The sequence below is a fragment of the Odoribacter sp. AF15-53 genome (genome assembly GCF_003479425.1).
GTDB lineage: Bacteria > Bacteroidota > Bacteroidia > Bacteroidales > Marinifilaceae > Butyricimonas.
Genome location: NZ_QUHC01000008.1, coordinates 90,952 through 117,938, shown reverse-complemented (window position 1 = coordinate 117,938; position 26,987 = coordinate 90,952). Strand labels below are relative to the sequence as shown.

Here is a 26,987-nt window from a genome sequence, read left to right as displayed (position 1 = left end):
TTTACAGATGTATTTCCTCCTATAAAAATTTGACATCAGTTTGATAAAGTTGGTTTACTGATAAATCAATCAAATAAATTTTATCGAACTGGCGTTAAAATACTGTTTATAACAGTGTTTTAATAGGATTGTCACAGAGTTCTCATCAGGTTGATGTTGATTAATTTCTATGGAAAAATAGGTGGGCTTTTGGAAAATGTGGAAAACTTGTCTATTTTTGAGTGCAAATAGCGAAGTTATAATATTCAAAAAGTGCTGAATAGACAGGATAGTAAAATTCATTTTTCGGGTGGCGACTCTTTCTCCGTGGATGAGTTGTACGACCGTTTTTACAATGAGTTGGTTCTGTGGGCGGATACCATATTGCATGATATGGGAATGGCCGAAGATTTAGTGCAGGATTTTTTCGTGCGGTTGTGGGAGAAAAAATTGCACGAAAATTTGAAAAGAGAACGGGTACGCTCGTACCTGTATGTATCCGTGCGAAATATGGCAGTCCGGAAACTGAAGGATCAGAGTCGGGTGGAGCGTATTCCTGATATCGCGTTCGTAGAGAGCGTGTGGGAAGATGAGGATATGACGCACGAGGATGTTGTAAATCAAGTTATGAGGGCGTTGGACGAATTACCTCCCCGGAGCCGGGAAGTGTTGGAGTGCGTGCATTTAAAAAATATGAAATATGCTGATGTTGCCGAAATGTTGGGTATATCGGTGGCAACGGTGAAGACGTTATTGGTGCGGAGTTTGAAGACTTTGAGAGGAGTCGTGTCGGATTCTGCTTTCTTGTTATATATGCTTGTTTATAGGAGAATGAATAAGTAATTCTTCAAAAGATAAAAAAAATCTGTTTTTCTTGTCAACCGATTTTGATTTTGATGTCTACTATGAGTAGATATAAAATGTAATATGTATGGATCGGGAAAAGTTGAATATTTTGTTAGTGAATTATTGGTTGGGAGAACCTATTTCAGAAAAGGAAAAAACAGAGATCCGGATTTGGGTTGGTGAGAGTGAAGAGCATAGAAAATATTACGAGGAGTTGAAACGAGCATATAGATGTTTGTGTACGCAATAGATAGAATGAAAGATGAATCAGGAAGAGTTAGATATTCGATTACTCCAGCATTGGCAAGGAGAGCCGCTTTCCCCGGGAGAGGAAGCGGAGATTCGGGCTTGGCTGGATGCGAGCGAGGAACATGAATTGTATTACGAGGAATTGAAACGGGATTATCTGAGGCAACGCTGGGTGATGCGTGAGGGGTTGATCGGGCGAAAAGGGGAAAGACGTTATCGGCAGGTGGCCCGGAGAAAGGTGCTTGTCAAGTGGGTAACGACGGTTGCCGCCTCCCTGCTCCTTCTGGTCGGAGTGGGGTATTATGGTTGGCAGGTGGAGGTTGAGCCGGAACAGGTGGTCGTGGTAAATGATATTCACGTGGGATCGGCAAAGGCGAAGTTGTATCTTTCGTCGGGGGACGAGATTGCTTTGGAGAAGGAGAATATGGCTATCCGTGAACGTCAGGATGTGGCTATCCGGGTAAACGAGAGTGGGGTGGTTGCTTATCAGGATACGGCAGTCGCGATGACAGAGCGGGAAATGGCTTATAATCGTCTGGTGGTGAACCGGGGAGGGGAGTACAGGATTGTTTTGTCGGATGGTTCGGAGGTATGGGTGAACTCGGAGTCGGAGTTGGTTTACCCGATCCTATTTGTTGGAGACAAGCGGATCGTGAAGCTTCGAGGTGAGGCTTATTTTAAGGTGCGGGCCGATGCGGAACGTCCTTTTATAGTTGATGTTGATGGAGTAGAGGTTAGGGCTGTGGGTACGGAATTCTGCGTGAATACCCGTAAGGAAAACAAGGTGGAATCTGTTTTGGTCGAGGGGAAAGTGAACGTGCGGAAAGGGGATGACGGGGTGATGTTGCAACCGAACCAGTTGGCCGTGTATGATGTCCGGACAAATCGGATCGAGGTAAAGAACGTGGACGTGCGGAAGTATATTGATTGGAAGAACGGGGATTTCGTGTTTAGCGGTGATCGTTTGGAGGAGGTGATGGATAAGTTGTCCTTGTGGTATGATTGTAAGGTGTTTTACCAGAATGCCGATTTGAAGGACGTGCGTCTGTCCGGTGATATGAAGCGGTACGGGGAGGTGGAAGAGTTCTTACATTTCTTGGAAATCAGTACGGGGGCGAGATTCGAGGTGCAGGGTAAGACGATTATCGTCGGTTCAAAATAAAAACGGAAAGATCTGCCAATCTCTCCGTTTTGAAGAAGTGCCAGTAAGACTGGCTAGTAATAATTATATCAAACAAAAGTATGAAAAAAAGTGGAGAATGTAAAGGAAATTTACGCTCGGCTCAGAAAATCTTTAGAGTCATGAAAATGCTGTGTTTTCTAATGTTTGTGTTTTTGCTACAGGTTCGGGGGGAAGTGATTGCCCAGAATCAGGTTGTCAGCATGGATTTGAAGAATTGTAACGTGGAGGAATTTTTACGGGAGGTCAAGGATCAGACGGGAATTCGTTTCATGTACAAGAGTGAATACGTGCAGGCGATACCTCGTTTCGATGTACATGCCGATAAAAGGCAAGTGATGGATTTGTTGAACGAAATTTTCACGGGTAAGGGGATCACGTGTCTGTATGATAATGGGGTGATTGTGTTGACTAGGGTGCAGAAGGAGGAGCAACCGGAGGAGATGGTGATCAAGGGTGTCGTGCGGGACGAGAGGGGACAACTCTTGCCCGGGGTGACGGTTTTGATAAAAGGGACGTCTATCGGGGTCGCCACGGATTCGAAGGGTGAGTTCACGCTGGGGACGGTGAAGCAGGATTCTTTGACTCTTCTGTTTTCTTTTGTCGGTATGAAGACGAAAGAGGTGAAATGGACGGGGCAAAAGACGTTGAGTATTGTTCTGGAAGAGGATTTTCAGGATATGGAGGAAGTGGTGGTGACCGGTTACCAGACGATTAGCCGGAGAGAATCCGCAAGTGCGATATCGACGATTAAGGCTAAAGATATTATGGTGCAGGGCGTCGGGTCGATTGACCAGATGTTACAGGGGCGTGTTCCCGGTATGATGGTGTTAAATACTTCGGGAGAACCGAGTGCCACGCCCAAGATCAGGATTCGGGGGAACGCGACTATCAACGGGAACAAGTCTCCGGTTTGGGTGGTTGACGGGGTTATTCTTGAACAGGATGTTCCGTTTACGGCATCGGATATAAACAGCGAGGATGCGGAATATCTGATCGGTAACGCTATTTCCGGGTTGAATCCACAAGATATAGAAACGATTACCGTGTTAAAGGATGCTTCGGCCACGGCTATCTATGGGGTGAAGGCTGCTAACGGGGTCATTGTTATTACCACGAAAAAAGGAGCGATAGGTAGCCCGGTAATTTCGTACAACGGGAACTTGACGATTAATACCCGACCGTCGTATAATAATTATCACCGGATGAATTCGCGGGAACGGGTTCAATTTTCCCGCCAGTTGATCGAGTCAAACATGAATTTCGGGCGTGTGCCTATCGGTGAGACTTACGAGGCGGCTTACGAGGAATTGATGAGCAAGCAGATTTCTCAGGCGGAGTTCGAACAGAAAGTGGAGAAGTTGCAGACACGGAATACCGACTGGTTTGATTTGTTATTCCGCTCGGATGTTACTCACACGCATTCGCTGAATGTAAGCGGTGGTTCTGAGGCCGTGCGTTATTACGTGTCGGCCGGTTATTCGAATATCGAGGGTGCGGCAAGAGGTTCCGATTCGGAGAAATTGAGTACCTTGGCTAAGGTTGACGTGGAGTACAACAAGTACGTGAGTTTCACGGCCAAGATTGATTACACGACGACATCAAATTCCGGTTATTCTTCCGTGGTGAATCCTTTTGATTACGCGTATTCAACTACCCGGACGATGCCGGCTTATAACGAGGACGGTTCTTATTACATGAGCTATCGGGCTGCCGGTGCCACAAATAGAGACTATATCGGGTACAACGTGTTGAAAGAGCTGGATAACACGGGGAAATCTTCCAAGATGGATGATTTTAATGCTTTGTTGGCTTTGAGGTTGAATTTGTGGGGGGGGCTGAAATACGAGGGAACTTTCTCCTGGCATACCGGGAATACTTCTACCCGGGATTGGGCGACCGCGCAATCTTACAAGGTGACCCAGATTCGTGGCTACGAGTACGGGGCTTACACGGAGTATGATCCCGAGTTCGCATCATCGAAATTGCCTTATGGCGGTGTGCTGACACAGGGGAATACGCGGAAGAACGGTTACACGCTTCGGAATATGTTGTCGTATTCACATTTGTTTGGCGTTCATGATGTTTCTGTTTCCGCGGGTACGGAGGCTCGTCGGAACGAGTATAAAGGTGTTTCGGTGACGGGGTACGGTTGGGTTCCGGAATTCGGGGAGATGTTCAGCCCGGTGGAGACAGATAGTTATATCAGTACTTACGGGAATAATAAACCGACAAATTCCAATTCGTTCACGCAGGTTGCTTCGTTTTTCGGGATTGCCAGTTATTGCTATGATAATCGATACGTGTTTAACGCTAATATTCGTTCGGATGGTTCCAACAAGTTTGGTAGTGATCCGAAGTACAGGTGGTTACCGACGTATTCTTTTGCAGTGAAGTGGATTGCTTCGAACGAGGAGTTCTTGAAAAAGGTAAAGTGGATTGATAATTTGTCCTTTCGAGGGTCTTTCGGTATACAGGGAAATATTCATGAAAGTGCGACGCCTTATCTGATCGTTCAAGTGGGGGATCGGGACGGGGTTACCGGATTGCCGATTTCAAAAATAGAGAAGTTACCGAATCCGGATTTACGTTGGGAAAAGACCCGTTCATGGAATGCTGCCGTGGATTTCACGTTGTTCGAGGGGCGTGTAAAAGGAGGTTTTGATATCTACCGGAAGAATACTTCCGATTTGATTATGTCCAAGTCTGTGGCTGGTTCCACGGGACAAAATGTGTTGTATTACAATGCCGGTAAAATGGTGAACAAGGGATTCGAGGGATTTTTGAATATCGGTTTGGTGAGCACGCGAGATTGGGACTGGCGTTTCGGGTTTAATTTCGGGCGTAACGTGAACGAGATCACGTTGGCAAACCGGGATGATCTGAGTGATGCCACGGTGGTCGATCAGATGTTGGCTGGGACGTTGGCGGTAGAGGGCCAACCGATCGGTTCGATGTACGCTTACCGGTTTGCCGGTTTGAATCAAGATAATGGCTATCCATTGTTTTATGCGAAGAACGGGGAAAAGGTGCATCGGGCGTATCGACAAGATTTGGAATTAGTACATTGCGGTTCCATTTTTCCAAAGCTTTCCGGGGGATTTGACACGCAGGTGACTTTCCGAAGAGTACTTTCATTATCATTGAATTTTGCTTATAGCACGGGTAGTGTTTCCCGTCTTCCCAAGTTCTACGATTCATCGACAGTTGATCCTTTGACCAATCTTTCGGATGAATGGCTGAAGTGCTGGAAGCAAGCGGGTGATAATACGAACTATCCCGCACCTTATAATTATAGTGATTTGAAAGATTATCTGGCAACAGACGCTGGGATGGGGTATGATATTAGCGATGGATTAGGAAGTAGTCCCTATGATTTGTATAATAATAGTGACCTTCGTGTGGCAAAGGCCGATTTCTTGAAGTTGAAAATGGTGGCGTTAAGTTATAATGTACCTCAGAAGGTGTCGGATTACCTACATGTATCCAGTGTGATGGTGCGTTTTCAAGTCACGAATTTGTTCACGATAGCCGACAAGAAGTGGAAAGGGTTGGACCCGGAAACGAATGGGGCGAATATCCCTTCCCTCCCGACGTATAGTTTTGGATTAAATGTGTCTTTCTAAAATAGGTCGTTATGAAAAAGATAAAAATATATATTCTGTTATTATTCCTACCGTGGTTTATGTCGGCTTGTAATGATTATTTGAAGGAAGATTCTGCCGATTTGTTGATTCCTTCACTGGTGAATGATTATGTCCCGATATTGTTGGGAGAGGCGTATCCCGATAATTTTTCTTCCCAGATTGATTGGACGTATTTGATGACGGACGATATAGAGATGGGACCGTTATATTATGACGAGTCCATGTATAATAATAGCAAAGTGACAATTATTGATGGTTTTGATCCGAGCATGGGGGATGGTGAGGTTTTGTATACTTGGTGGGCGGATTATTCGAATTACATTGCCGATAAGTTCTGGGATGCTCGTTACAAGAATATCTTGGCGTGTAATATCGTGATTGATGCTTTGCCGGATATGAAGTACGAGGAGAGTGAATACGGAACTTATTGTAAGTTGGCTGCTCAGTCTTACGCTTTACGGGCTTATCATTATTTTTGTCTGGTGAATACGTACGGTACTCCTTGGTCGGAAGAAAACAAGAATAAATTGGGAGTCATTAAACGTATTTCTCCGGAAGTGGATGTAAGAGCGACAGAAAGAGCAACTGTGGGTGAAATCTATACCTTGATCAATGAAGACTTGAAGTACGCTCAACAATATTTGAAGAATGCGAGTACGAATTATTCAAAATGGGAAATAACCCCGGCTGCAATTTATTTTCTAGCTTCCCGGGTGGCTTTGTTTCAGGAAGATTGGGATGAAGTTATTCGTACTTCCGGGGAGTTTATGGAGTTAGGAGAAAATGCCCTTTATGATTTGAATAACGTTGATCGGGAATTATGTGGATTGCCTAATTCTACGAATGGAGGGTTCTGGATTAATCAAATTGATATTAGTGAGACCGTATTCCTTTTTAGCAAGGAGGATAAAAGATATCAATATCTGGCTCCTAATTTGTATTATTCTAATTACACATTGGGGTATCACCCTTCATGGACAGGCGAGGGTGCTTTGTTGAATCTTTACGAGGATGGAGATTTACGTAAAGAGGTTTATTTTGCCCGTTTGTTTAAATTAGGAGGAACGAGATTGAGACCGGAATATTTTTCCGGACAGGCTTACCCGATGAAATCTGATACGTACATGTCAACGAGTAGCGGGCAAGCCCGTGAATGTTGGAGAAGTCCGGAGGTTTATCTAAATGTGGCGGAAGCTTATGCTCGAAAAGATAATAACGTGAGTCAAGTGGCAATTGATTTGTTGAATCAAGTGAGAATAAAGAAATTTTCTTCGGATGCTTATCAGGCAATCTCTGTTTCGGATTTCGCATCTCGTGACGAATTGATCCGGTTTATCTGGGAAGAACGTCGTCGGGAGCTTTGTTTCGAAGAGGCCATGCGTTTTTGGGATATGCGTCGGCAAGGGATGCCTCGGGTGGAACATAAATATTATTCTTCGATGAATTCTTCGAAAACGTACGTGCTGGAACAGGGGAGTCCGAATTATTTGTTGCCGATCCCGCTTTCGGAGACGGAATATAATGACGGGGTGACGAATAATCCCCGGGTTACGATTACAGGGAATTAATAGCGATAATTTGAGATGAATATGATGAAAAAGATGATATATTTCATGTTGGTTTTATTCATGACAGGAATAACCTCATGTACTTCGGAAGATTCGATTAAGCCGATACCGGAATTGGGAAATCCTCCCTTCGAATTACCTCGTGGAGAGGCTGGATCGGTGGAGGAACAGATTTACTCGGTTTATGAAAAGTACGGATCGTTCGTGCTGTATGATTTTGATCAGAAGGAGTTTTACACGACATGGAACGGGCGGGTCGTGTACTGGTATGCCCCGGTGAAGAAGGGGAATGAAGCGTACGTGAGTCAGATGGTTACTTTCATGGTCGAGGATGTATTTGCCAGTTATCCGGAGGCGTTTATCAGTAAGTTCTTGCCTAAGAAGATTTATCTGGTAGATTCGATTTGTAATACTTCTACTTATGTTCAACGTAATTTGGTGAATACGTTATCCACGGATAATCACGGTTTGGTTGTTTCGTACGTGGGTACCAAGATGGATTCTTATCGAGATAGCGATTGGGATGCGATGCGTGCCGGTATTGTTGCTACTATTATGGGGAATATCTATAACACGATGGAAGTACCGGATGAGTTCTTTACTTTAGTAGAGTATCGGATTGTGTTCGAGTATGATGAGGAAGAGAATGCAGACCCAGAAGGGGAATTTGATGCGTATCATTATGTCCTATACGGATGGGGATTTGTGAATTCAACTAATTACCCGGATTACGGATATTTTATGCCACATCGGAACGGAGATGATTTAGGTGATTACCTTTCCTTCTTGATGTCAACCCCGAAGATGGAAATGGACCGAATTTTTGCCCGTTTCGATATCGTGAAAAAGAGGTCTTTTTTGATCGCAAAGTTTATGGTTGAGGAGATGGAGATGGACCCGATTGCTTTACAGAATTCGTTCTGTCCGAATGATCCGCTCCCGGCTGGTTATTTTGATGAACAATAATAAGAAATGTAATGATTGTAAGATTTTTAAGTTTGATCGTGTGCTGCCTCATTTCGGGGGCAGCTTATTCTCAGGTGGTTTATGATATCACGGGAGTTTGGAAGGATGGAGCAGGGAAAACGCTTCAGTTACGGACGCTGGAAGGGGGGAATGTGGAGGGGGCGCTTCTGGATTCCGCGGTGGTGGCTGCTGACGGGACTTTTGTTTTGCGTGGAAAGGTTGACAAGAAACAGTGTGCGATGATTGCGAGTGCAAAGTATGGTTTTCGGGCAATCTTTCTGGATGGGACGCCCTTGAAGTTTACCATTAACACGGACGGGTATTCGTACAAGAATCCGTCCGCTCCTTACGTGTTGGAAAAAGAGACCAAGGATCACTTGGCTGTCCAGGCAATGATGCAGTTTTGGGGGGATGATTATATTCGTAATTTTTCATTGGGAGGTTTGGGGCTTTCGTTAAAAAGAGCTGAAACCAAGGAGAAACAGGATTCTATCGCCGCAGAGATAAAGCAGGTTGAACAGATGCAACGGGATCAAATGAACGCTTTCCTGCAACAGTATAATGATAGTGATGTCGCTCCTTATTTTATAGAGATGAATATGTTGCGGATGATGTCGTTGGAGCAGATATCTTCTTTTTATGATCGGTTTACGGATCGGGTGAAACAGACCGAAAAGGGAAAGGAGATCGGAGAACGGATTGCGCTATTGAAGAAGTTAGCACCGGGAAGCTTCGCACCGGAATTCGAATTGACCACGCCTGACGGTAAGAAATTGGCTTTAAAAGATTTGAGAGGACATATCGTGTTGATTGATTTTTGGGCTTCTTGGTGTGGGCCGTGTATGGATGAGATGCCGAACGTGAAGGCTTTGTACGAGAAATATCATGATCGGGGCTTGGAGATCGTGGGTGTGTCCATGGATAATAATAAAGCCAAATGGGAAGGAGCGATCGAGAGAACCGGGTTGGTATGGCATCATGTTTCTTCTTTAAAAGGAATGAACCGTTGTCCGGTGGCGAAGTTGTATCAGGTGGTGGCTATCCCGAAATTGTACATCGTGGGGAAAGACGGTAAGATTATTGCCAAAGATTTACGGGGTGAGGATTTGAGGGAGAAGATAGATGAGTTGTTTCAATAAAGTATCAGAGAATAATAATAAAATTGTATATGATGAAAATGTTGACAAGAGGGGTGATCGTGATCGCGTGTGTTATGTCGGTATTGTCCTGTTCACGGGGAGTTTCTTACCGGATCACGGGAACTTGGGAAAATGGTGCGGGAAAGAAATTTTATTTGAATGAATTTGTGACGGGGAAAGAATTGCGCGTGGTGGATTCGGCTATCGTGAAGCCTGATTTTACATTTTCGATGAAGGGCAACGTGGATAAGGTCCAGAAAATGGCGTTGAGTTATGACAAGGACAAGAAGAAGGAGATTATCGTGGCCGGAGAGCCTCTGGAGATTACATTTACCGAGGTGACGAAGGAGTGGAAGGGTAAACCGACAACCTCGGTAAATGTTGTTTGCAAGGGAGGGGAAGAACAGGAGTGGCTTGAAAAAGGGGCCAGTTTGAAGACGATGATTTCTTTCATGCAATTGGGAAAGATGATGGCGGCCAGCAAGGTGGATTACAATGATCCGGTGGCAGTGGATTCCGTTAAACGGATGATTCAAGTGCTTGATAGCTCTCTGACTCGTACGGTGCAGAATTATATGGATTCAACCCGTAATAATTACGCTTCTACATATTTTTTCGAGTCTTACCTGATGGATAATTACTCGTTTGAGGAGGTGGAAGGTTTTTATAATCGTTTGACGGATCGAGTGAAGCAATCAGCTCCGGGTATCGAGTTGAAGAAGAAAATCGACGAGATGGGTACGGTGAGCGTGGGAGGAATAGCCCCGAACTTCAAGGCGATGACTCCTGATGGAAAAGAATTTTCCTTGTATGATTTGCGGGGGCATGTTGTGTTGTTGGATTTTTGGGCTTCCTGGTGTGGCCCGTGTATGGCAGAGATGCCTAACGTGAAGGAGATTTATAAGAAATATCACGATAAAGGTCTGGAGATTCTGGGCGTTTCTCTGGATTCGAAGAAAGAACTTTGGGTTAACGCAATCGAGAAGAACGAGTTGACGTGGTATCATGTTTCAACCTTGAATAAATTTGATTGCCCTATCGCGGGATTGTTTCGAGTGACAGGTATTCCACGGATGTATATTCTTGATAAAGATGGTAAAATTATTGCCCAGGATTTGCGGGGCGAGGAGCTGGCAAAGAAGATGGAAGAGCTTTTCACCCGGTGAAAGTATTCATCTATGGTAGATGTCGAGGTGTGACATCAAGGGTAGCATGGTATCAGAAATGATACCATGTTTTTTGTTTAAAGCACTATCATGGGCTTATTTTTGTATCAGACAAGAGAAGTTGGCGTAAAAATATTTGGTTGTTTCTTGCGTGAAGTTTAGGTTATTGTATATATTTGTTCGATAACCAGGGTGTTTTATGGATATAATTGCTGGGATAAACGAGAAAAATAATCGGGTGTTCAAGACATTTTTCGAGAAGAATTTTTCTTCCGTGGTGATGTTTGCCGATAAATATTTGGACGATATGGAGGTTGCTGCCGATATCGCCCAGGAGTGTTTTATCCGTTTGTGGCATGGCAATATGACTTTTGAGTCGGAAGATAAAGTGAAAGGTTTTTTATACACGACCGCAAGAAATTTGGCCTTGAATGAGTTGAAGCATGATGCGATTGTTGCCCGGTACGTGCAAAAAGGGATGTTGGAGTCGGAGGTATATTTGCGGGATAACGTGGTCGAAGAGGAGGTTTATGCGATTATTTATAAGGCGATAGACGAGTTGGCCCCTCAATCTCGGAAAGTTATTTTATTGTCACTTCAGGAACTTTCAAATGGAGAGATTGCGGAGAAGTTAGGTATTTCGGTTAATTCGGTACGAACGTTGAAACAGAATGCCTATAAGAAATTGAAGGGGTTGTTGAAAGACTATTTTTATCTTCTTTTTTTACTGGATTTCACTAGCTTACCTTAATTTTTTGTAAGCTGATTATCACGTCGTAATTTCGTCTGTCGAAGGGAATTATTGAATAAAAAATAATTTTTTTGCAAGGGGATTCATCGTTTTTATTTTTTCAGTTGTTATATAAATGTAATAATGGAAAAATATATGGATATCATTTCACAAAATAAGCGAATTTGTCATTTGATTGCCAAGCAACTTTGGGAAGGGTTGGATGATGATGAAAGGTTGGAACTGGAAGAGTGGAGACTGTCGGTTCCGGAGAACGAGGTGCTTTACCGGAAGTTGACGAATCGGGAAAACGTGAGTCGGTATGTGGAGAAAAGGGGGGCGATTGACGTGAAGAAGTATGCGGTGGCTTATGACCGGGAGATCGGGTTGGGCGTTCGTGGAAGAATTAATAAATTGTGGGGATATGCTGCGGCAATATTGGTGTTGTGTGTTGTCGGGGCGACGATCTGGATGAATGAGTTGAAAAATAATGAAGCGGATCAATTGGCTCAAATGACAATAGAACCGGGACGGGCAAAGGCGTTACTAGTTTTGGATGACGGGCGAGAGATCGAGTTGGATGATCATAAGGCAAGCAAAATTTTGGAAGCAAGTGGGATTGTCATCGTGAATGATTCTTCCCGGGTGGAGTATATACCTGCTTTGAAGACGGGAGAGAAAGAGACGTTGAACAAGATCATTGTCCCGACAGGGGGCGAGTATAATCTGATATTGAGCGATGGGACCCGGGTGTACTTGAACGCGGAGAGTGTGATTACGTTTCCCAAGTATTTTACCGGGGATAGGCGAGAGGTTTTTTTGGAAGGTGAGGCTTATTTTCACGTGACGGCTTCTAAGGAGCATCCGTTTATCGTGAAAACGAAAGATATGGATGTTATGGTGACCGGGACGGAATTTAACGTGAAAGCATACCCGGATGAAATGAACGTGCAGGCGACTTTATTACAAGGTGCGGTAACTGTTTTTTCCGGTTTTGAGAAAAAGGAAAAGGTGGAAATTAAGCCGAATCAACAAGCGGAATGGTATCGTGATAGCGTGAAGGTGCGAGTGAAGGAAGTGGACCCCGACTTGTTTATGGCATGGAAGAATGGGCGGTTTATTTTCCGTCAGGATCGTTTGGAGGATATCATGAGAACATTGGCCCGATGGTATGACGTGGAAGTGGTCTATCTGAACGAGTCGGTTAAAAATATGCTTTTTGCCGGGAAGTTGGACCGGGGAGAAGAGATTACTCCTATCCTGGACGTGTTGCGGGCGACGGATAAGTTGTCGGTTGATGTGAAAGGAAAGAAGATTGTGATCGGGTTGAAATAAAAAAACAGATGATGCTGCGAACATCACCTGCTTTTGTTTTTACCTCGTATAAATACAAGTTTAATTAAATTGAGTAACAAAGTTATGAAAAAAAAGTGGAAGGACAGCTTTCCCCATAGGGGAATGTGTGTGAAAATTTTTAGAGCTATGAAATTGTGCCTATGTTTTTTGTTTTGCGGAATGTTGACATTATCTGCCGGAGTACGAGCCCAACAAGGTAAGATGGATATCGAGATGCGTGGGGTGACTTTGGAAGAGGTTTTGTGGGCGTTAGAAAAGAAAAGTGATATTACATTTTTTTATAACGTGACAGATATTGCAAAAGTGCCGAAGGTTAATGCCGTGTTTAAGGATGCGTCTTTAAAAGAAATTCTGGATGGGTTGTTAAGAAATACGCAACTTCGGTATGAGATTCAGAATAGAGTGGTGGTTATAAAGAAGATAACCCCGGGGATGATTGCTGATTCGTTAAAAACAGTCAGGATCACGGGAGAAGTGAAGGATCAGAGGGGTGCGCCCTTACCGGGAGTAACTGTCAGGCTGAAAGAGCTGGCCATTGGAATGTCTACAGATAATAATGGAAAATTCACATGGAATATACCTGAAGCGGATTCTGTGGTATTGATTTTTTCATTCGTGGGAATGAAAACCCAGGAGGTGTGTTGGAGGGGGGAGACTGCTTTGATGATAATCATGGAAGAAGATTTACAGGAGATGAGTGAAATTGTTGTTACCGGTTACCAAGTGGTAGATCGTCGAAAGTCAACGAGTGCGGTGAGTTCGGTAAGAGCAGAGGATATTATGATTCCGGGTGTGACAACTATTGATAAAATGTTGGAAGGACAGATTCCGGATTTGATGATGATGACAAATTCCGGAGAAGCGGGGGTCGCTTCACGTATCCGGATTCGGGGAACATCGACCTTGATCGGGAACCGGGAACCGTTGTGGGTGGTTGACGGGGTGATCGTGCAAGACCCGGTAAAGATATCCCCGGACGAGTTGAATGATCCCGATTATATTAATCGTATCGGTAATGCGATTTCAGGACTGAATCCACAGGATATAGAGCGTATAGACGTGTTGAAAGATGCTTCGGCAACGGCTCTCTACGGGACAAAGGCGGCTAATGGGGTGATCGTGATTACCACGAAACGAGGGCATATCGGGGAACCACAGATTTCTTACCGGGGAACGGCAACATTGAAATTGCGTCCTCGTTATTCAGACCGGGGTATTGATTTGATGAATGCCAAGGAACGGTTGAATGTTTCCAGGGAATTGGCCCAGTCCGGATATGAATATGCCTCTAATGTTACTTGGGTCGGTTATGAGAAATTGTTACGTCAGTTGTATGCCGGATCGATTACCCACGAAGATTTTGAAAAGCAAGTCGCTTATCTTGGAGAGGAGAACACAGATTGGTTTAAGTTGTTGACCCGGGATGCTTTTTCCTCTTCTCACACGGTGAGCGTGACGGGAGGTACGGAAAAGATTCGTTATTATTCATCCTTGGGGGCTAATATTGAAGAGGACGTGGTGAAGACGAATTTGAATAAGCGATACACGGCGACGTTGAATTTGGATATGAATTTTACCTCTTGGTTGGCGGCTTCTTTTAATATGAACGGTAATGTATCCAAGCGAAAGTATTACCAGGAAGAGATCGCCCCGATCAATTACGCTTACAATACCAGTCGTGCTATCCCTGCGTACACGGAAGAGGGAGATTATAGTTTTTACCAGATTCCCCAGTCTCTCACGAGTTATTATTATAATATACTGAACGAGTTGGATCATAGTAGTCAACGACAAGATGCTTCTGCCGGGACTTTTCGGGTAAATCTGGACGTGAAGCCTTGGCAATGGCTGAAGATGACGGCGATTCTTTCTTATTCAGTGAACAGTACGGATTTTGAAGGTTATTGGGGGCCGGAAACTTTTCATGCGACTAAACTTCGGAGAAGTAATTACGGGGAGACGTTAGACGCGAAGAACACGTTGCTGCCTAAAGGGGGAGAGTTAACCGTGGAACATGTGCGTAGTAAATCATACATGTTCCGTTTTCAGGCTGACCTGAATAAGTATTTCGGATATCGGGAACAGCATAATATAAATGCATCTGCCGGTATGGAGGTGAATTCCACGCAATATGATGCTTACAAGGATGTTACCCGGGGATATGATCCTGATCGGGGAAAGCAATTCGTAACCGTTACACCGGGTACTTACCCCGCTTATGATCAGTGGCTGGCAACGAATGTTCCGGTTGTGACGGATAATTTGAGTAATATGTTGTCGTGGTACGGGAGTGTGTCCTATAGTTACCTGAATTTGTTCACGTTAAATGCTAATATGCGTTATGATGGTTCCAATCAGTTCGGAGAAAGGAGCAACGATAAGATATTACCGATCTGGTCGGTCTCGTTTAATTATAATATAATGGAACATTTCAATCGAAAACAAAATTGGTTTGATGATTTGCGTTTGAAAATGTCTTATGGTTATCAGGGTAATATGCTTGATGGGCAGTCACCGGTGATGATTATTGCAAAACAGCCGGAAGATGATCATTTCGGGGAATACGTGTCGACGATAAAGACATTTCCGAACCCATTCCTAAAATGGGAAAAGACGGGATCGCTGAATGTGGGAGTGGAATTTTCCATGTTTAACCGTCGTTTAATGGTGAGTGGGGCTTATTATCGCAAGAAAACAAAGGATGCTTATATGGATAAGAAGATATCCGAAACGAATGGAATGAATTCTTACGTGGTGAATGGCGGCGAGATCACGAATAGCGGTTATGATGTGTCGTTTACGGTGACCCCCGTGAAGACGGAAGATTTACGTTGGCATGTTTCTACGTCATTTTCTCATGCGTATAACGAGGTGAATACTTCGCCTGCGGCGGAGCAATTCGAGCTGGGTGATTTTTTGAATGGAAAGGCCGTGGTTAAAGGTAAATCCGTGAGTACTTTCTACTCGTATAAATTTACCGGGTTGAATCCGGAAAACGGAATGCCGATGTTTGATGATATGGAGAATGAACAGGAGAAGCTTTACGGGTTATCGAAATATGAAGTTTTCACGCGGGTATTGGAGTCTTCCGGGCGTCGGGAACCGAAAATATTCGGGGGATTGAATACGACATTGAATTATAAAAAATGGCGTTTGAATGCTTCGTTCAGTTATAGTTTGGGGGCAAAGACCCGGTTGTTTAAATTGTATAATGACAACACGGGACGTTTTCGTCCGGAGGATAATCTGAACCGGATTTTGTTGAATCGTTGGCAGCATGCAGGGGATGAAGATTATACCGATATCCCGGCAATGTTGCCTAGCGGAGGGATTCTTTCGCATTGGTCTACTTCGCTGAACGGGAAAATGCTGGTAATCGCTTCTTCGATATGGGATATGTATAATTATAGTAATATCCGTGTAGTGAGCGCTAATTATCTGAAATGTACGAATCTCGGTTTGACTTATTCCGTGAACACAGAACGTTGGGGCATTTCTTTACTGGAGGTGGCGGCTTCGGTTACAAATCCTTTTATCTGGTGTTCAAGTGAATTGAAAGGACAGACTCCGGTACAAAGTGGTTTTACAAATATTCAATTATCAGAGCGTCCGACGTTTACGCTTTCATTAAATGTAACATTTTAAAAAAGAAATATCATGAAAAATTTATTATTATATTGTTTAAGCATCGTGTTGTTATCGTTTTCTGCCTGTGCCCAAAATAAGGGATATACGGTTTCGGGTGTTTGGGAAAATGGAGACGGGAATGTTGTTTATTTGTATCCGCATTGGTCATGGGGAGATCAGCCTATTGATTCTGCGGTGGTTGAAAAGGGCAAATTCTTTTTCAAAACACCGATAGAAACTCTTGACGAGTATATGTTGTCATTTCCCGATTATCTTGCTCGGTTAATGTTGGGCGGGAAGCCGGTGAACGTGAAGGTTGAAAATGGAACTAACGGTTTGGTCGTACAGGTGGTGAAACCTTCTTCTGATCAGAAAATACTGGAGGAGACGATGGCTTTGGAACAAGCGAGTATCAGGTCAATGGCGGCTTCTAAAAGCGAGCGAGAGGCGCATCTTAAAGCTTTGGATGAATTTATCTTTTCTCACGTGGATTGTTTATCCACGGCTTATCTCGTGAGGTGGTTGATCCCCATGACTTATCCTTTAGATAAGGTTGAAAATTATCTTCGCCAAGTGAAACCGGAACTCAGGGATTCCCGCATCTGCCAACAGATTAGAGCAGAGCTTGATGATATAAAGGCTACTGCGGTAGGGAGTATTGCCCCGGAAATCGACCTCCCGACACCCGAAGGGAAGAACGTGAAATTGTCGTCTTTGCGCGGTCATTACGTGTTACTGGATTTTTGGGCTTCCTGGTGCGGGCCTTGTTGTGCGGAAGTGCCGACATTATGTGCGATCTACGAGAAGCACAAGAAAGACGGGTTGAGAATGTACTCAGTGTCGTTAGATAATGATAAGGATGCTTGGGTAAAGAAAAGTAATGAATTGGGAATATGTTGGGAAAATGTATCCTCGTTAAAGAGAGGGGAATGTCCGGCAGTAAAAAAATATCGTATCGTCGGAATCCCGAAGATTTACCTGCTTGATCCGGAGGGACGAATTATTGCTGTTGATTTACGAGGTGAAGAACTGAAAGCGAAAGTTGCCTCATTATTTGAATAATGTCTTTCATTTAATAAGAAGGTATTATGAAAAATATATTATTATACGGTTTAGGTATATTATGGCTATCATTCTCTGCCTGTGCCCAGAATAAGAAATGTTCTGTCTTTGGCATTTGGGAAAAGGGGAACGGGAAAGTCGTTTATTTGTATGCGGAAGATAAACGGGGGGCGAAACCCCTTGATTCTGCCGTGGTCGATAAGGGTAAGTTCTGCATGAAGAAACCGATCGAGGTGCCCGGTAGGTACATATTGTTTCTTCCGGGTTATACGGCACAGGTTATGCTGGGGGAAAAGCCGGTAAAGGTGAATGTCGGGAGTCAGATTGGCGGTATATTCGTGAAAGTTCTGAAGCCTAGTCTTGAACAAAAGGTGCTGGAAGAATCGAATGCTTTGTTGCGAAGAATGATTTGGGGAAATTTGTCCAAAGAAGAGAAGAAGGTGCATGATGAGAGAATAGAAGCATTTATTCTTTCCCATGCAGACTTGCTGGCAACGACTTATTTTGTGAATGAGTTGCTTGCTGCGGGTTACCCGTTGGATAAGATTGAAAATTACTATCATGTAGTGAAGCCTGAGGTGAAGGATTCTCCCCAAGGGCGGTCGATAAAAGCGATGATCGACGAAATTCGGGGTACGACCGTGGGAAGTATGGCTCCGGATATAGACCTCCCGACGCTTGAAGGGGAGAATGTTAAACTGTCTTCTTTGCGTGGTCATTACGTGTTGTTGGACTTCTGGGCATCCTGGTGCGGGCCTTGTTGCAAAGAGATTCCTGCTCTGAGGGCCCTCTATGAGAAGTTCGAAAAAAACGGGTTCAGGATATATGCCGTGTCGCTGGATAGCAAGCGTGGGGCTTGGTCGGGTACCAGTAAAGAGTTGGAAATACCCTGGATAAACGTATCTTCCTTGGAGGGGTCGTCTTGTCCGGCGGCTAAAACGTATCGTGTTTCTGGTGTTCCGAAACATTTTTTGATTGATCCGGAAGGGCGGATTGTGGCAATCAACCTCTTTGGTGAGGAGTTAGAAGCGAAAGTTGCGTCATTGTATAAATAAGTTGAAGTTATGAGTATGAAAAGATTATATATATTGATTTACCTGTTTGCTTTATTCGGATGTTCTGATTTTTTGGAAGAATATTCACAGGATAAGGCTTACGTGCAGAACTATGAAGATCTGGATGAGTTGTTGCTGGGGAATGCTTATTTTTCTCGGATTACGTCCGGTTATTGGATGGCTTCGGGGACGGGATCGGGACAATTTTATTTTCCTTGGATTCATGTGGTTGCGGACGAGTTGGTGCAGGATGCCGTTAGTAGTAGCTGGTTTGAAGCCGGAAAAGTAACTTTTGGTTATCACACTTGGCAGTTGCATGTCTGGACAGATCCGGAGGGTAATAAGGTGTGGGATGATGGTGCGGATTATCGGAATTTGTATGCTCATATCAATGCCTGTAATATGATTCTGGAGGAGTTGAAAGCCTTCGAGGGGAAAAACGATACGGATAAGCAGAATATATCCCGGATACAGGGAGAGTGTTATTTCTTACGGGGAGCCTGTTATTTCCTGTTGGCTAATTTTTACGGGAAACCTTATGTTGCCGCTACGGCATCAGAAGATCCTGCGGTACCATTGAAGTTGACAAATTACGTGGAGGATAAGTCTTATGTCCGGAATAGCGTGGCAGAAGTGTATCAACAAGTGGAAAAAGATCTGTTGACGGCAGAGCTTTGTTTGAAAGACGTACCTAAAAAGTCGGTTTGGAGAGCGGATGTGAATGCCGTGCGACTCATGTTGAGCCGGATGTATCTTTATATGTCGTCGTATGCAAATGCGAAAAAGTATGCAGAATTGGTGACAACCGAGGGGCCTTTGCTGGCAGATTTGAATATTTTTTCGGGCGGGGAATTCCTAACCCCGGATTTGTCGGAATTGATCTTCTCCATGGGAAGTTCATCATTGCCGGGGAATGTTGCTATCGGTCCATATTCTAATTATGGGAATAATTATATGGTTTCTCGCGAGTTGTACGAAGCCTATGCCCCGGAGAAAGGGGAAGATTTACGCTCGCAATATTTTGTTGTCGAAGATGGGGGTGGGCTTTTTTACCGGAAATTGCAAGGAGGTACATGGGTAAAAACGGAACTTTCGGATGTATTTGTCTTGAGAAGTGCTGAAGCATGGTTGAATCTGGCAGAGGCGGCGGCTTGTTCGGATGATGAACCGACAGCCCGGTTGGCCTTGAAAACCTTGCGGGAAAAAAGAATCAAGCAGGAGGCTTTTGACGAGTCGGAAATAAATGATCTTTCGGGTGAGGCGTTGGTACGTTTCATTCGGGAGGAACGGCAGCGAGAACTTTGTTTGGAGGGACATCGCTGGTTTGATTTACGACGTTATCGGGTAGCCGGGAAATATCCGCAGGCTGTCACGTTAACGCATGTCGTGACTCATAAAGTGCAGGGTGATAATTGGTGGGAATACAATGTGCAATGGACCCGCGAATTCGTGTTGCCGACGGATGATGCGGCTTGGGTGATGCCTTTGCCTGAAGCAGAGGTTGATCTGAACACGGGAATGTTGAATAATCCTCGGAATGAGAGAGCTTATAAAAATGTTAATCATTAATCGGGAAAACGATGAAAAATATATTGCTTGGATTAATAATTATGGCGGGTTTGTATGCTTGCGATAATGATGATTATCTGGATAATAGTGGGATAGAACGAAATTATTTTGCAGTTCCGGAGGGTGCCACTGACGAAGAATCCGTGTTACGGCGGGAATTTTACGATCAAAATGAGGTATACCTGTTGTTTAGTGATACATTGGGATATCGGGAAGTGACGACTTTATCAGGCCGGAAGGAGATGGAGTGTGAACTTCTCAACCTGAGCTATAACATGTCGAGTGGTTCGGGGGAGTATACGTTTGCTTTTCGTCCTTACGAAACGTTGGCAGAAAAGAGAGCTATGGCAGAGTTTGTCGGGAATGATGTCTTAAAAAATGTCCCGAAGTTATTTCGTCCTTATTCGGTGTTGTTGATCGGGAACATGGAGAGGTCTGATGAATATGAAACAGAGGAGCTGTCCGTGTATTCCGGGATGAAGGCTATGGCTATTGCTTGTGAGAACGTTTTGGAATTACAGCCGGAGGAAAAAGTTCGTTTGAAGAATATATTAGTACAGGGAATGGTAACTAGTAAACTTTCATCAATACCGGATTCTGATTTTACGCTGTTTTATAGTTATAGCCAACAATATTACGGTATTCCTAAAAATCAGGTGCCGACCCCGATACAAAGCGTGGGATTTTTGGAGAATTATTACTACGATTTTTGGAAGAATTTTAATTCGAAGGAATATGATTTATTAGCTTACGTGGAAGAAATATTCAAGTTTTCCGAATTCGAATTTAGAGAAACTTATGCAGAATATCCTATCGTGATCAAGAAGATGGAAGAGGTGGTAAAAGTGTTACAATCGTATGGGGTTAAAATTTACACGAGAAACTGAGTGATTTTGTAAGTTGAAGATGTATCTGTACGAGGATATTTCAAGTAACCGCATCATTTTTTGATGCGGTTATTTTTATTGTAGGAATACAAGTCGTGAGTATTGATGTTGTGTAAATATTTTTCAAAAAATGCAACTGGTGTTCTACTTCTTATCTCTATGCGGTATTTTTGGAAGATTTGTTTTTATAATTTCGTAAGTGAAGCTTCAAGGGAGTGAAAAAAATGTAGAGTGGGATTGTGATGTAATGATCTGATTTTTAAATTGATATTAGTGATGTTGATGTGGTTTTATATAACTGATTATGGAAGTTCCGGAGAATTCGAAAGTTTTAATTGTAAAATATATTATGTATTTTTGTCTAATGGATTAGATGATCACTTATTGATCAGATTGGAATTGGATAAGATTTAGACTAGGTGCTATATGCAGGATATTGTGGCAGATATAAAAAAGGGAAATAGGGATTCTTTTAAAGAGTTCTTTGAAGACTATTACCCTATCTTATGTGTATTTGCCTCTAAATACGTGAAGGATGAGGAGTTGTGTAAGGATATAGCGCAGGAGACATTATTGGGCTATTGGGAAAAGCGGGCGGATTTCGAGGATATATATAAAGTGAAAGGATTCCTCTATATGGTGGCCCGTAATCGTTGTTTGAATCATTTGAAACGGGAACAGGTAAATCAGGCGTATCTGGATGAGGCTCGTTTGGAATCGGAGGAGTATTTCCGGGAAGAGGTCATCGAGCAGGAGACCTACAGGCTGGTGCAAGAGGCAATTGATAGCTTGCCGCTTCAGATGCGTACGATTATAAAATACGCGATGGAGGGATTGAAAAACCCTCAAATTGCGGTTGAAATGGGGATTGCCGAAGGGACAGTTCATTCACTAAAGAAAACGGCTTATCGTAAGTTACGGGAACAATTGAAAGAACATTTCTATCTTTTTCTTCTCATGTGAGATATTTTTTATTTGTGTATCTCGTTGTTAATTAGGTTGCTGATTTTGTGTTATTCATCATTTTCAATTTTAATTCTCAATTTTCAATTCTTCAGACTACCCCTGTTTTGAAATGAGATTGTTATACTAATGTGAACGCGATAAAAAGGAATTATGGGATTAACGAAGAAACATTTTAAGATAGCCGAGATTTTGGCGGCTTTGTTTACCGGTTCGCAGACGGAGAAAGATCAACGGGAGTTTGATGAGTGGGTGAAAGAACGGGAGAATAATAAAGTATTTGCCGATAAGCTATTGGACCCGAATAGATACGAGGAGAACAGGAGGGCTCTGCGAAAATTTCAGGCCAAAGAAGTGTGGAATAAAATAGATGCAAGATTGGGAGAACCGACGAAAAAGATTCCGTTATGGAAAAATGTCGTGAGATATGCGGCTGTCGTGCTGGTTCTGCTGTCCGTGGGCGTGTATTTCTGGTTGGATCGTTCCGGTGTGAAAGAGATAACTCCTGTGATGTACCAGATTTCAGCCGGAACCACAGGAGCCCGTTTGATATTGGGTGATGGGAGTACGGTAGATATTATTAAAGACCGTACGATCGAATTGGAAGAGGCCGATGGAACCACGATAGTGACGGATTCAGCCGGGATTGATTATTCGGCGATCACGGCGAAGGATACCGCCGAAATTCGGAATATTGTTCAGACTTTGACGGGAATGGAGTACACGCTGACCTTATCGGACGGGACGAAAGTGTTTTTGAATGCAGAAACGAAGTTGAAGTTCCCGACGATATTTAAAGGGGATCAAAGAGTGGTGGAGTTGGAAGGAGAGGCTTATTTTGAGGTTCGGAAAGATGAGGCTCATCCTTTTATCGTGAAAACCGTTTCAATGAATGTACGTGTGTTGGGAACATCGTTTAACGTGCGTTCTTACGTGAATGAACATGATGTGACCGCCACGTTGGTGGAGGGGAAAGTGGCCGTTTCAGACGGGGAGGTCGAGAAAATGCTCGTGCCAGGAGAACAGGCAGTTTATATAAAAGAAACGGGAAAAATGGAGGTGAAGGAAGTCGATGTTTCTTTATACACGGCGTGGCATTCCGGTAAATTTATTTTCAGAAACGAGACGTTGGAAGATATGATGATTTATTTGTCAAGATGGTACGGGTTTAAATATCGGTTTATTGATGATCAGGCGAAGCGGGTGCAGCTTGGAGCACGTTTGGATCGGTACGATAATATGAATCCGATAGTCGAGATGTTGCGTAAAACAGGATTAGTAAATGTTACACAAGTTGATGATATGTTATATATTTCAAGTGCTAAATAGAAAAAAGATGCGTCAGTGCTGGCTACACGAAACGCATCTCGTTTAAAATTAAAGTTCGTTACACTTTTAATCATTCAAAATTATGAAAAAAAACCAAGAAACCATTTTCTTCAACCGAAGAAAGTGGCAAAAAATCTTATTTGTCATGAAATTGAAACTCATACTGATTTTAATCAGCTGTTTCCAACTAACTGCAGCGGTACATTCGCAGAATAATCGGTTGACTTTGAAGATGGAAGAAGTCACGTTGGAACAGTTGATCTGGGAAATTCAAAAGCAAACAGACTTCGTGTTCATGTATGGAACACAAGATATCGCTAAAGTGGATAAGTTGACCGTGAATGTTGCCGACAAGACCGTGAACGAGATTTTAGATGAATGTTTGCGTAATACCGGGTTGCGTTACGAAATTTCCGGGAACGCCGTGATTATTAAACGTGCCGATGATGACAAGAAAGAGATGATTGTCATCAAGGGTACCGTGAAGGATAAAAAAGGCGAGTTGTTGCCCGGTGTAACGATTCTGGAAAAGGGAACGACTGTCGGGGTTGCTACCGGGATCAACGGTGAGTTTACTTTTACAACCGTGAAACGGGATACGGTTACCTTGATCTTTTCTTTCGTGGGAATGAAAACCAGGCAGGTACTTTGGAGAGGGCAGAAGGAGTTGAATGTCGTGTTGGAAGAAGATGCGCAGGAAATGGATGAAGTCGTGGTGACCGGTTATCAGGTGATCAAAAAATCTAATATGGCGGGTTCCGTGAGTACGATTAGTGCGGAGGATTTGATATTAAACGGAACACAATCTTTGGAGCAGGCTTTACAAGGTAAACTTCCGGGAGTCGTGGTCTTGAATCAAGACGGTTTGGTCGGGACGAGACAGAAAGTTCGGGTTCGCGGTACTTCCACCTTATTGGGTAGTCAGGAGCCGGTATGGGTTGTTGATGGTATAATCCAGGAAGATCCGCTTCCTTTCAAGGCAACCGAGTTGGTTGCTTTTGGTCGGGACCCGGATAATATTGATATGATCCGTAACTTCGTGGGTAGTGCTATCTCTTGGTTAAATCCTTCTGACATTGAGGATGTAACTGTGTTGAAAGATGCGTCGGCCACGGCCATATACGGGGTGAAGGCTGCAAATGGAGTCATCGTGATCACGACGAAAAGGGGATCAACCGGGCGTATGTCCGTTAGTTATTCCGGGAATTTTTCTATCGGTTCAAAGGTCACGTATGATAAATTGAATCTGATGAATTCCAAACAACGTGTTGATGTTTCCCGTGAAATCTTCGAGGAAGGTTTGGTTTCCACGAAAGGTTTGAGTCCCGTGGGATACCAGGGATTATTACAACAATATCTAGAAGAGAAAATTTCTTATGATCAATTTAATGCGGGAGTGAAGAAATTGGAAGTGTTGAACACGGATTGGTTTGATTTATTATATGAGAATCCTTTTAGTCATAGTCATAATCTTAGTTTATCCGGGGGAAACGAAACGGCAACTTATTATGCCTCTTTCGGACTCACGAAAAACAACGGTACGGCCCAAGGAAACGATTCGGAGAGATATCAAGGGAGTTTGACGGTTACTTCCAAGCTGTGGGATAAAATACAGGTTGCGGGAAAGCTTTCGGGGAGCGTGGCTAAAACGAGCGGTTTTAATAAAGTCGTGCCTTATACCTATGCTTCTAAAACAAGCCGGGTGATCGCAGCTCATGATGACGAGGGGGATTATTTTTATTATAAAAATTCGAATGGTTTCATGTATAACGTGTTGAATGAATTGGAGAACACGGGAAATCAAAACAGAACAAGTGCTATTAATGCCAACCTGAATTTAACATGGGAAATTTTTAAAGGATTGAAATTCGAGACGACGTTTGGTTACGGTTATACTTCTTCGCTCGGGGAGACTTGGGCTACGGAATATTCGGCTTATATTACTCAGATGCGAGGTTATGAATTCGGGGCTTACGGGCCGAACGACTTGGAATACCAGCGTTCCCGATTACCTCATGGAGGTGAGTTGGCAATAGCAGAGTATCGGAATGAATCCTATACTTGGCGGAATCAGTTCTCTTACGTGAAAAATTACGGTCTGCATCTGGTTACAGCCATGGTTGGCCAGGAGGTTAAAAGTACCAAGTATAACGGGTACACCCAGACGCTTTACGGATACCTGCCCGGACGCGGTAAGACAGTGTTGAATCCTCCGGGTGCGATATTGAATAATTCGGGAAGTGCTACAATTGCCAATTCATTGGTGGAAGAAAATACGAAAATGACTATAAAAGATAACACGTCGAATGTGCTTTCTTTTTATGGAGCTTTCACCTATACATTTGACGAGCGTTACGTGTTGAATGCGAGTATTCGTTCCGATGCTTCCAATCGTTTCGGACAGGACAAGAGTGCCCGCTACCAGCCAGTGTGGTCTGTTGGTTTGAGATGGAATATGGGACGGGAACATTTCTTGCAAGGCCAGGATTTTCTGAACGAATTTAGTGTTCGTACGTCTTTCGGGTACCAGGGAAATGCAAGCGAGAGTGCCGGTCCTGACCTGATTGCCTATATCCCTTCCGGTTCGGCTGGTTATGCCAAGGAAACAGGGGAGTATCTGTTGAAGATCAGAAGTTTGCCTAATCCAAAGTTGAAATGGGAGAAGACGAGAACCGTGGATGTTGGGGTTGATTTCGTTTTCTGGAAAAATAAAATCTCCGGTTCTTTCGAGTATTATCACAAGAAAACGACTGATGTTATCGTTAGCCGAGAGCTTCCTTACGAGGATGGAGTTTTGAGCATGCCGATGAATGGTGGATCCTTGAAGAATTCCGGTTGGGAGTTGAGTTTTAGCTTGACTCCGGTTCGGACGAAAAACTTTTTGTGGACGTTAGGCTTGAATTCCTCTAAGAATTATAACAAGATTACAAGTTCTCTGGAAACGAATAAAAGCTGGCAAACGGCTGCTTCCGGTGCTTTGCAAAAAGATGGTTACCCGGTGACCGGAATCTGGGCGTTTGAATATACCGGATTATCATCTACGGACGGAAGTCCCGAATTTAATCTGGAAGGTTTAAATAACCCGGATTCGGAAACGGATGCGACCGAGTATATGAAGTATATGGGAAAACTTGATCCTGATTTTACGGGGGGAATAACCACGTCTTTTAAATATAAACAATTGACGCTATCCGCTTCGTTTAATCTGCAAGTGGGCGGAAAAAAGTTCTTGGCCACGGTGTTCGATTCGGATATGAATAACACGACCCCTTACGAGTACAATAATTTGCCGAAGGATTTGGTGAATAGATGGCGTAAGCCGGGCGACGAGGAGATCACGAATATTCCTTCTTTACCAGCAAGAGACCGGGGTGCGATTGTCTTACCGACAACTACCGAACGGGCGCATTTGTTATATAATTTTTCTGACATACGGGTTGTGAATGCTTCTTTCCTGAGATGTAATAATATCACATTGTCTTATAATTTAAACGGGGATCGGATTCGGAAAATTGCACAAAACATGGGCTTTACGTTCAGTGTGTCGAATCCTTTCATCTTCGTGAGTAAAGAGTTTAAGGGGAGAGACCCTGAGGTGGCAACCGGTTCTCAGCCGATTTCTCAAACCTACACGTTGAGCGTGAATTTAAGTTTCTAATGAATAAAAAT

18 protein-coding genes are annotated in these 26,987 nt (G+C 43.6%); all 18 read left to right on the top strand.

Annotated elements, in window-relative coordinates; genetic code table 11:
- The first annotated feature begins 252 nt into the window (after window positions 1–252).
- The 18 genes from DWW52_RS15630 (at window position 253) to DWW52_RS15550 (ending at window position 26,976) form a co-directional block, all read left to right on the top strand.
- The gene (locus tag DWW52_RS15630; RefSeq protein WP_158582638.1) at window positions 253–822 is read left to right on the top strand and encodes an RNA polymerase sigma factor; all 570 of its coding nucleotides are present in this window, start codon (window positions 253–255) and stop codon (window positions 820–822) included.
- Window positions 823–910: 88 nt separating this feature from the next.
- Window positions 911–1,075, top strand: coding sequence for a hypothetical protein (locus tag DWW52_RS21050; RefSeq protein ID WP_158582637.1), 165 nt, complete (start codon window positions 911–913; stop codon window positions 1,073–1,075).
- 12 nt (window positions 1,076–1,087) lie between these two features.
- Window positions 1,088–2,236 carry a FecR family protein gene (locus tag DWW52_RS15625; protein WP_118716445.1) on the top strand — a complete coding sequence of 383 codons (1,149 nt, stop codon included), beginning with the start codon at window positions 1,088–1,090 and terminating at the stop codon, window positions 2,234–2,236.
- Window positions 2,237–2,376: 140 nt separating this feature from the next.
- Window positions 2,377–5,880, top strand: a complete 3,504-nt coding sequence (locus tag DWW52_RS15620) for a SusC/RagA family TonB-linked outer membrane protein (RefSeq protein ID WP_158582636.1) — start codon at window positions 2,377–2,379, stop codon at window positions 5,878–5,880.
- Between the two features lie 11 nt (window positions 5,881–5,891).
- Window positions 5,892–7,469 carry a RagB/SusD family nutrient uptake outer membrane protein gene (locus tag DWW52_RS15615; protein WP_118716443.1) on the top strand — a complete coding sequence of 526 codons (1,578 nt, stop codon included), beginning with the start codon at window positions 5,892–5,894 and terminating at the stop codon, window positions 7,467–7,469.
- 21 nt (window positions 7,470–7,490) lie between these two features.
- Entirely contained in the window at window positions 7,491–8,435 is a 945-nt protein-coding gene (locus DWW52_RS15610) for a hypothetical protein (protein ID WP_148315387.1), read from the top strand.
- An 11-nt stretch (window positions 8,436–8,446) separates the two neighbouring features.
- Window positions 8,447–9,574 carry a TlpA disulfide reductase family protein gene (locus tag DWW52_RS15605; RefSeq protein WP_118716441.1) on the top strand — a complete coding sequence of 376 codons (1,128 nt, stop codon included), beginning with the start codon at window positions 8,447–8,449 and terminating at the stop codon, window positions 9,572–9,574.
- 32 nt (window positions 9,575–9,606) lie between these two features.
- The gene (locus tag DWW52_RS15600; protein ID WP_158582635.1) at window positions 9,607–10,740 is read left to right on the top strand and encodes a TlpA disulfide reductase family protein; all 1,134 of its coding nucleotides are present in this window, start codon (window positions 9,607–9,609) and stop codon (window positions 10,738–10,740) included.
- 199 nt (window positions 10,741–10,939) lie between these two features.
- A complete protein-coding gene (locus DWW52_RS15595) occupies window positions 10,940–11,491 on the top strand; it encodes a sigma-70 family RNA polymerase sigma factor (protein ID WP_118716439.1) in 552 nt (183 codons plus the stop codon).
- A 123-nt stretch (window positions 11,492–11,614) separates the two neighbouring features.
- Complete coding sequence (locus DWW52_RS15590; protein WP_118716438.1) at window positions 11,615–12,805, top strand: FecR family protein; 1,191 nt, start codon at window positions 11,615–11,617, stop codon at window positions 12,803–12,805.
- Between the two features lie 147 nt (window positions 12,806–12,952).
- On the top strand, window positions 12,953–16,471 hold the full coding sequence (locus DWW52_RS15585) for a SusC/RagA family TonB-linked outer membrane protein (RefSeq protein ID WP_158582634.1): 3,519 nt from the start codon (window positions 12,953–12,955) through the stop codon (window positions 16,469–16,471).
- A gap of 12 nt (window positions 16,472–16,483) precedes the next feature.
- Entirely contained in the window at window positions 16,484–17,515 is a 1,032-nt protein-coding gene (locus DWW52_RS15580; RefSeq protein WP_118716436.1) for a TlpA disulfide reductase family protein, read from the top strand.
- A gap of 26 nt (window positions 17,516–17,541) precedes the next feature.
- Window positions 17,542–18,570, top strand: coding sequence for a TlpA disulfide reductase family protein (locus DWW52_RS15575; protein ID WP_118716435.1), 1,029 nt, complete (start codon window positions 17,542–17,544; stop codon window positions 18,568–18,570).
- Between the two features lie 15 nt (window positions 18,571–18,585).
- Complete coding sequence (locus DWW52_RS15570; RefSeq protein ID WP_158582633.1) at window positions 18,586–20,139, top strand: RagB/SusD family nutrient uptake outer membrane protein; 1,554 nt, start codon at window positions 18,586–18,588, stop codon at window positions 20,137–20,139.
- Between the two features lie 11 nt (window positions 20,140–20,150).
- A complete protein-coding gene (locus DWW52_RS15565) occupies window positions 20,151–21,026 on the top strand; it encodes a hypothetical protein (protein WP_148315386.1) in 876 nt (291 codons plus the stop codon).
- A 438-nt stretch (window positions 21,027–21,464) separates the two neighbouring features.
- Complete coding sequence (locus DWW52_RS15560; protein WP_233556939.1) at window positions 21,465–21,989, top strand: RNA polymerase sigma factor; 525 nt, start codon at window positions 21,465–21,467, stop codon at window positions 21,987–21,989.
- A gap of 153 nt (window positions 21,990–22,142) precedes the next feature.
- Window positions 22,143–23,318 carry a FecR family protein gene (locus DWW52_RS15555; RefSeq protein WP_118716431.1) on the top strand — a complete coding sequence of 392 codons (1,176 nt, stop codon included), beginning with the start codon at window positions 22,143–22,145 and terminating at the stop codon, window positions 23,316–23,318.
- 145 nt (window positions 23,319–23,463) lie between these two features.
- On the top strand, window positions 23,464–26,976 hold the full coding sequence (locus DWW52_RS15550; RefSeq protein WP_233556938.1) for a SusC/RagA family TonB-linked outer membrane protein: 3,513 nt from the start codon (window positions 23,464–23,466) through the stop codon (window positions 26,974–26,976).
- The last annotated feature ends 11 nt before the right edge of the window (window positions 26,977–26,987 follow it).

What these genes read in the sequence shown, in the direction of transcription:
- DWW52_RS15610 (WP_148315387.1), top strand. Translation starts at nt 7,491, where the DNA reads ATGATGAAAAAGATGATATATTTCATGTTGGTTTTATTCATGACAGGA.
- DWW52_RS15555 (WP_118716431.1), top strand. Translation starts at nt 22,143, where the DNA reads ATGGGATTAACGAAGAAACATTTTAAGATAGCCGAGATTTTGGCGGCT.
- DWW52_RS15595 (WP_118716439.1), top strand. Translation starts at nt 10,940, where the DNA reads ATGGATATAATTGCTGGGATAAACGAGAAAAATAATCGGGTGTTCAAG.
- DWW52_RS15550 (WP_233556938.1), top strand. Translation starts at nt 23,464, where the DNA reads ATGAAATTGAAACTCATACTGATTTTAATCAGCTGTTTCCAACTAACT.
- DWW52_RS15565 (WP_148315386.1), top strand. Translation starts at nt 20,151, where the DNA reads ATGAAAAATATATTGCTTGGATTAATAATTATGGCGGGTTTGTATGCT.
- DWW52_RS21050 (WP_158582637.1), top strand. Translation starts at nt 911, where the DNA reads ATGGATCGGGAAAAGTTGAATATTTTGTTAGTGAATTATTGGTTGGGA.
- DWW52_RS15580 (WP_118716436.1), top strand. Translation starts at nt 16,484, where the DNA reads ATGAAAAATTTATTATTATATTGTTTAAGCATCGTGTTGTTATCGTTT.
- DWW52_RS15570 (WP_158582633.1), top strand. Translation starts at nt 18,586, where the DNA reads ATGAAAAGATTATATATATTGATTTACCTGTTTGCTTTATTCGGATGT.
- DWW52_RS15620 (WP_158582636.1), top strand. Translation starts at nt 2,377, where the DNA reads ATGAAAATGCTGTGTTTTCTAATGTTTGTGTTTTTGCTACAGGTTCGG.
- DWW52_RS15605 (WP_118716441.1), top strand. Translation starts at nt 8,447, where the DNA reads ATGATTGTAAGATTTTTAAGTTTGATCGTGTGCTGCCTCATTTCGGGG.
- DWW52_RS15590 (WP_118716438.1), top strand. Translation starts at nt 11,615, where the DNA reads ATGGAAAAATATATGGATATCATTTCACAAAATAAGCGAATTTGTCAT.
- DWW52_RS15575 (WP_118716435.1), top strand. Translation starts at nt 17,542, where the DNA reads ATGAAAAATATATTATTATACGGTTTAGGTATATTATGGCTATCATTC.
- DWW52_RS15615 (WP_118716443.1), top strand. Translation starts at nt 5,892, where the DNA reads ATGAAAAAGATAAAAATATATATTCTGTTATTATTCCTACCGTGGTTT.
- DWW52_RS15585 (WP_158582634.1), top strand. Translation starts at nt 12,953, where the DNA reads ATGAAATTGTGCCTATGTTTTTTGTTTTGCGGAATGTTGACATTATCT.
- DWW52_RS15600 (WP_158582635.1), top strand. Translation starts at nt 9,607, where the DNA reads ATGAAAATGTTGACAAGAGGGGTGATCGTGATCGCGTGTGTTATGTCG.
- DWW52_RS15625 (WP_118716445.1), top strand. Translation starts at nt 1,088, where the DNA reads ATGAATCAGGAAGAGTTAGATATTCGATTACTCCAGCATTGGCAAGGA.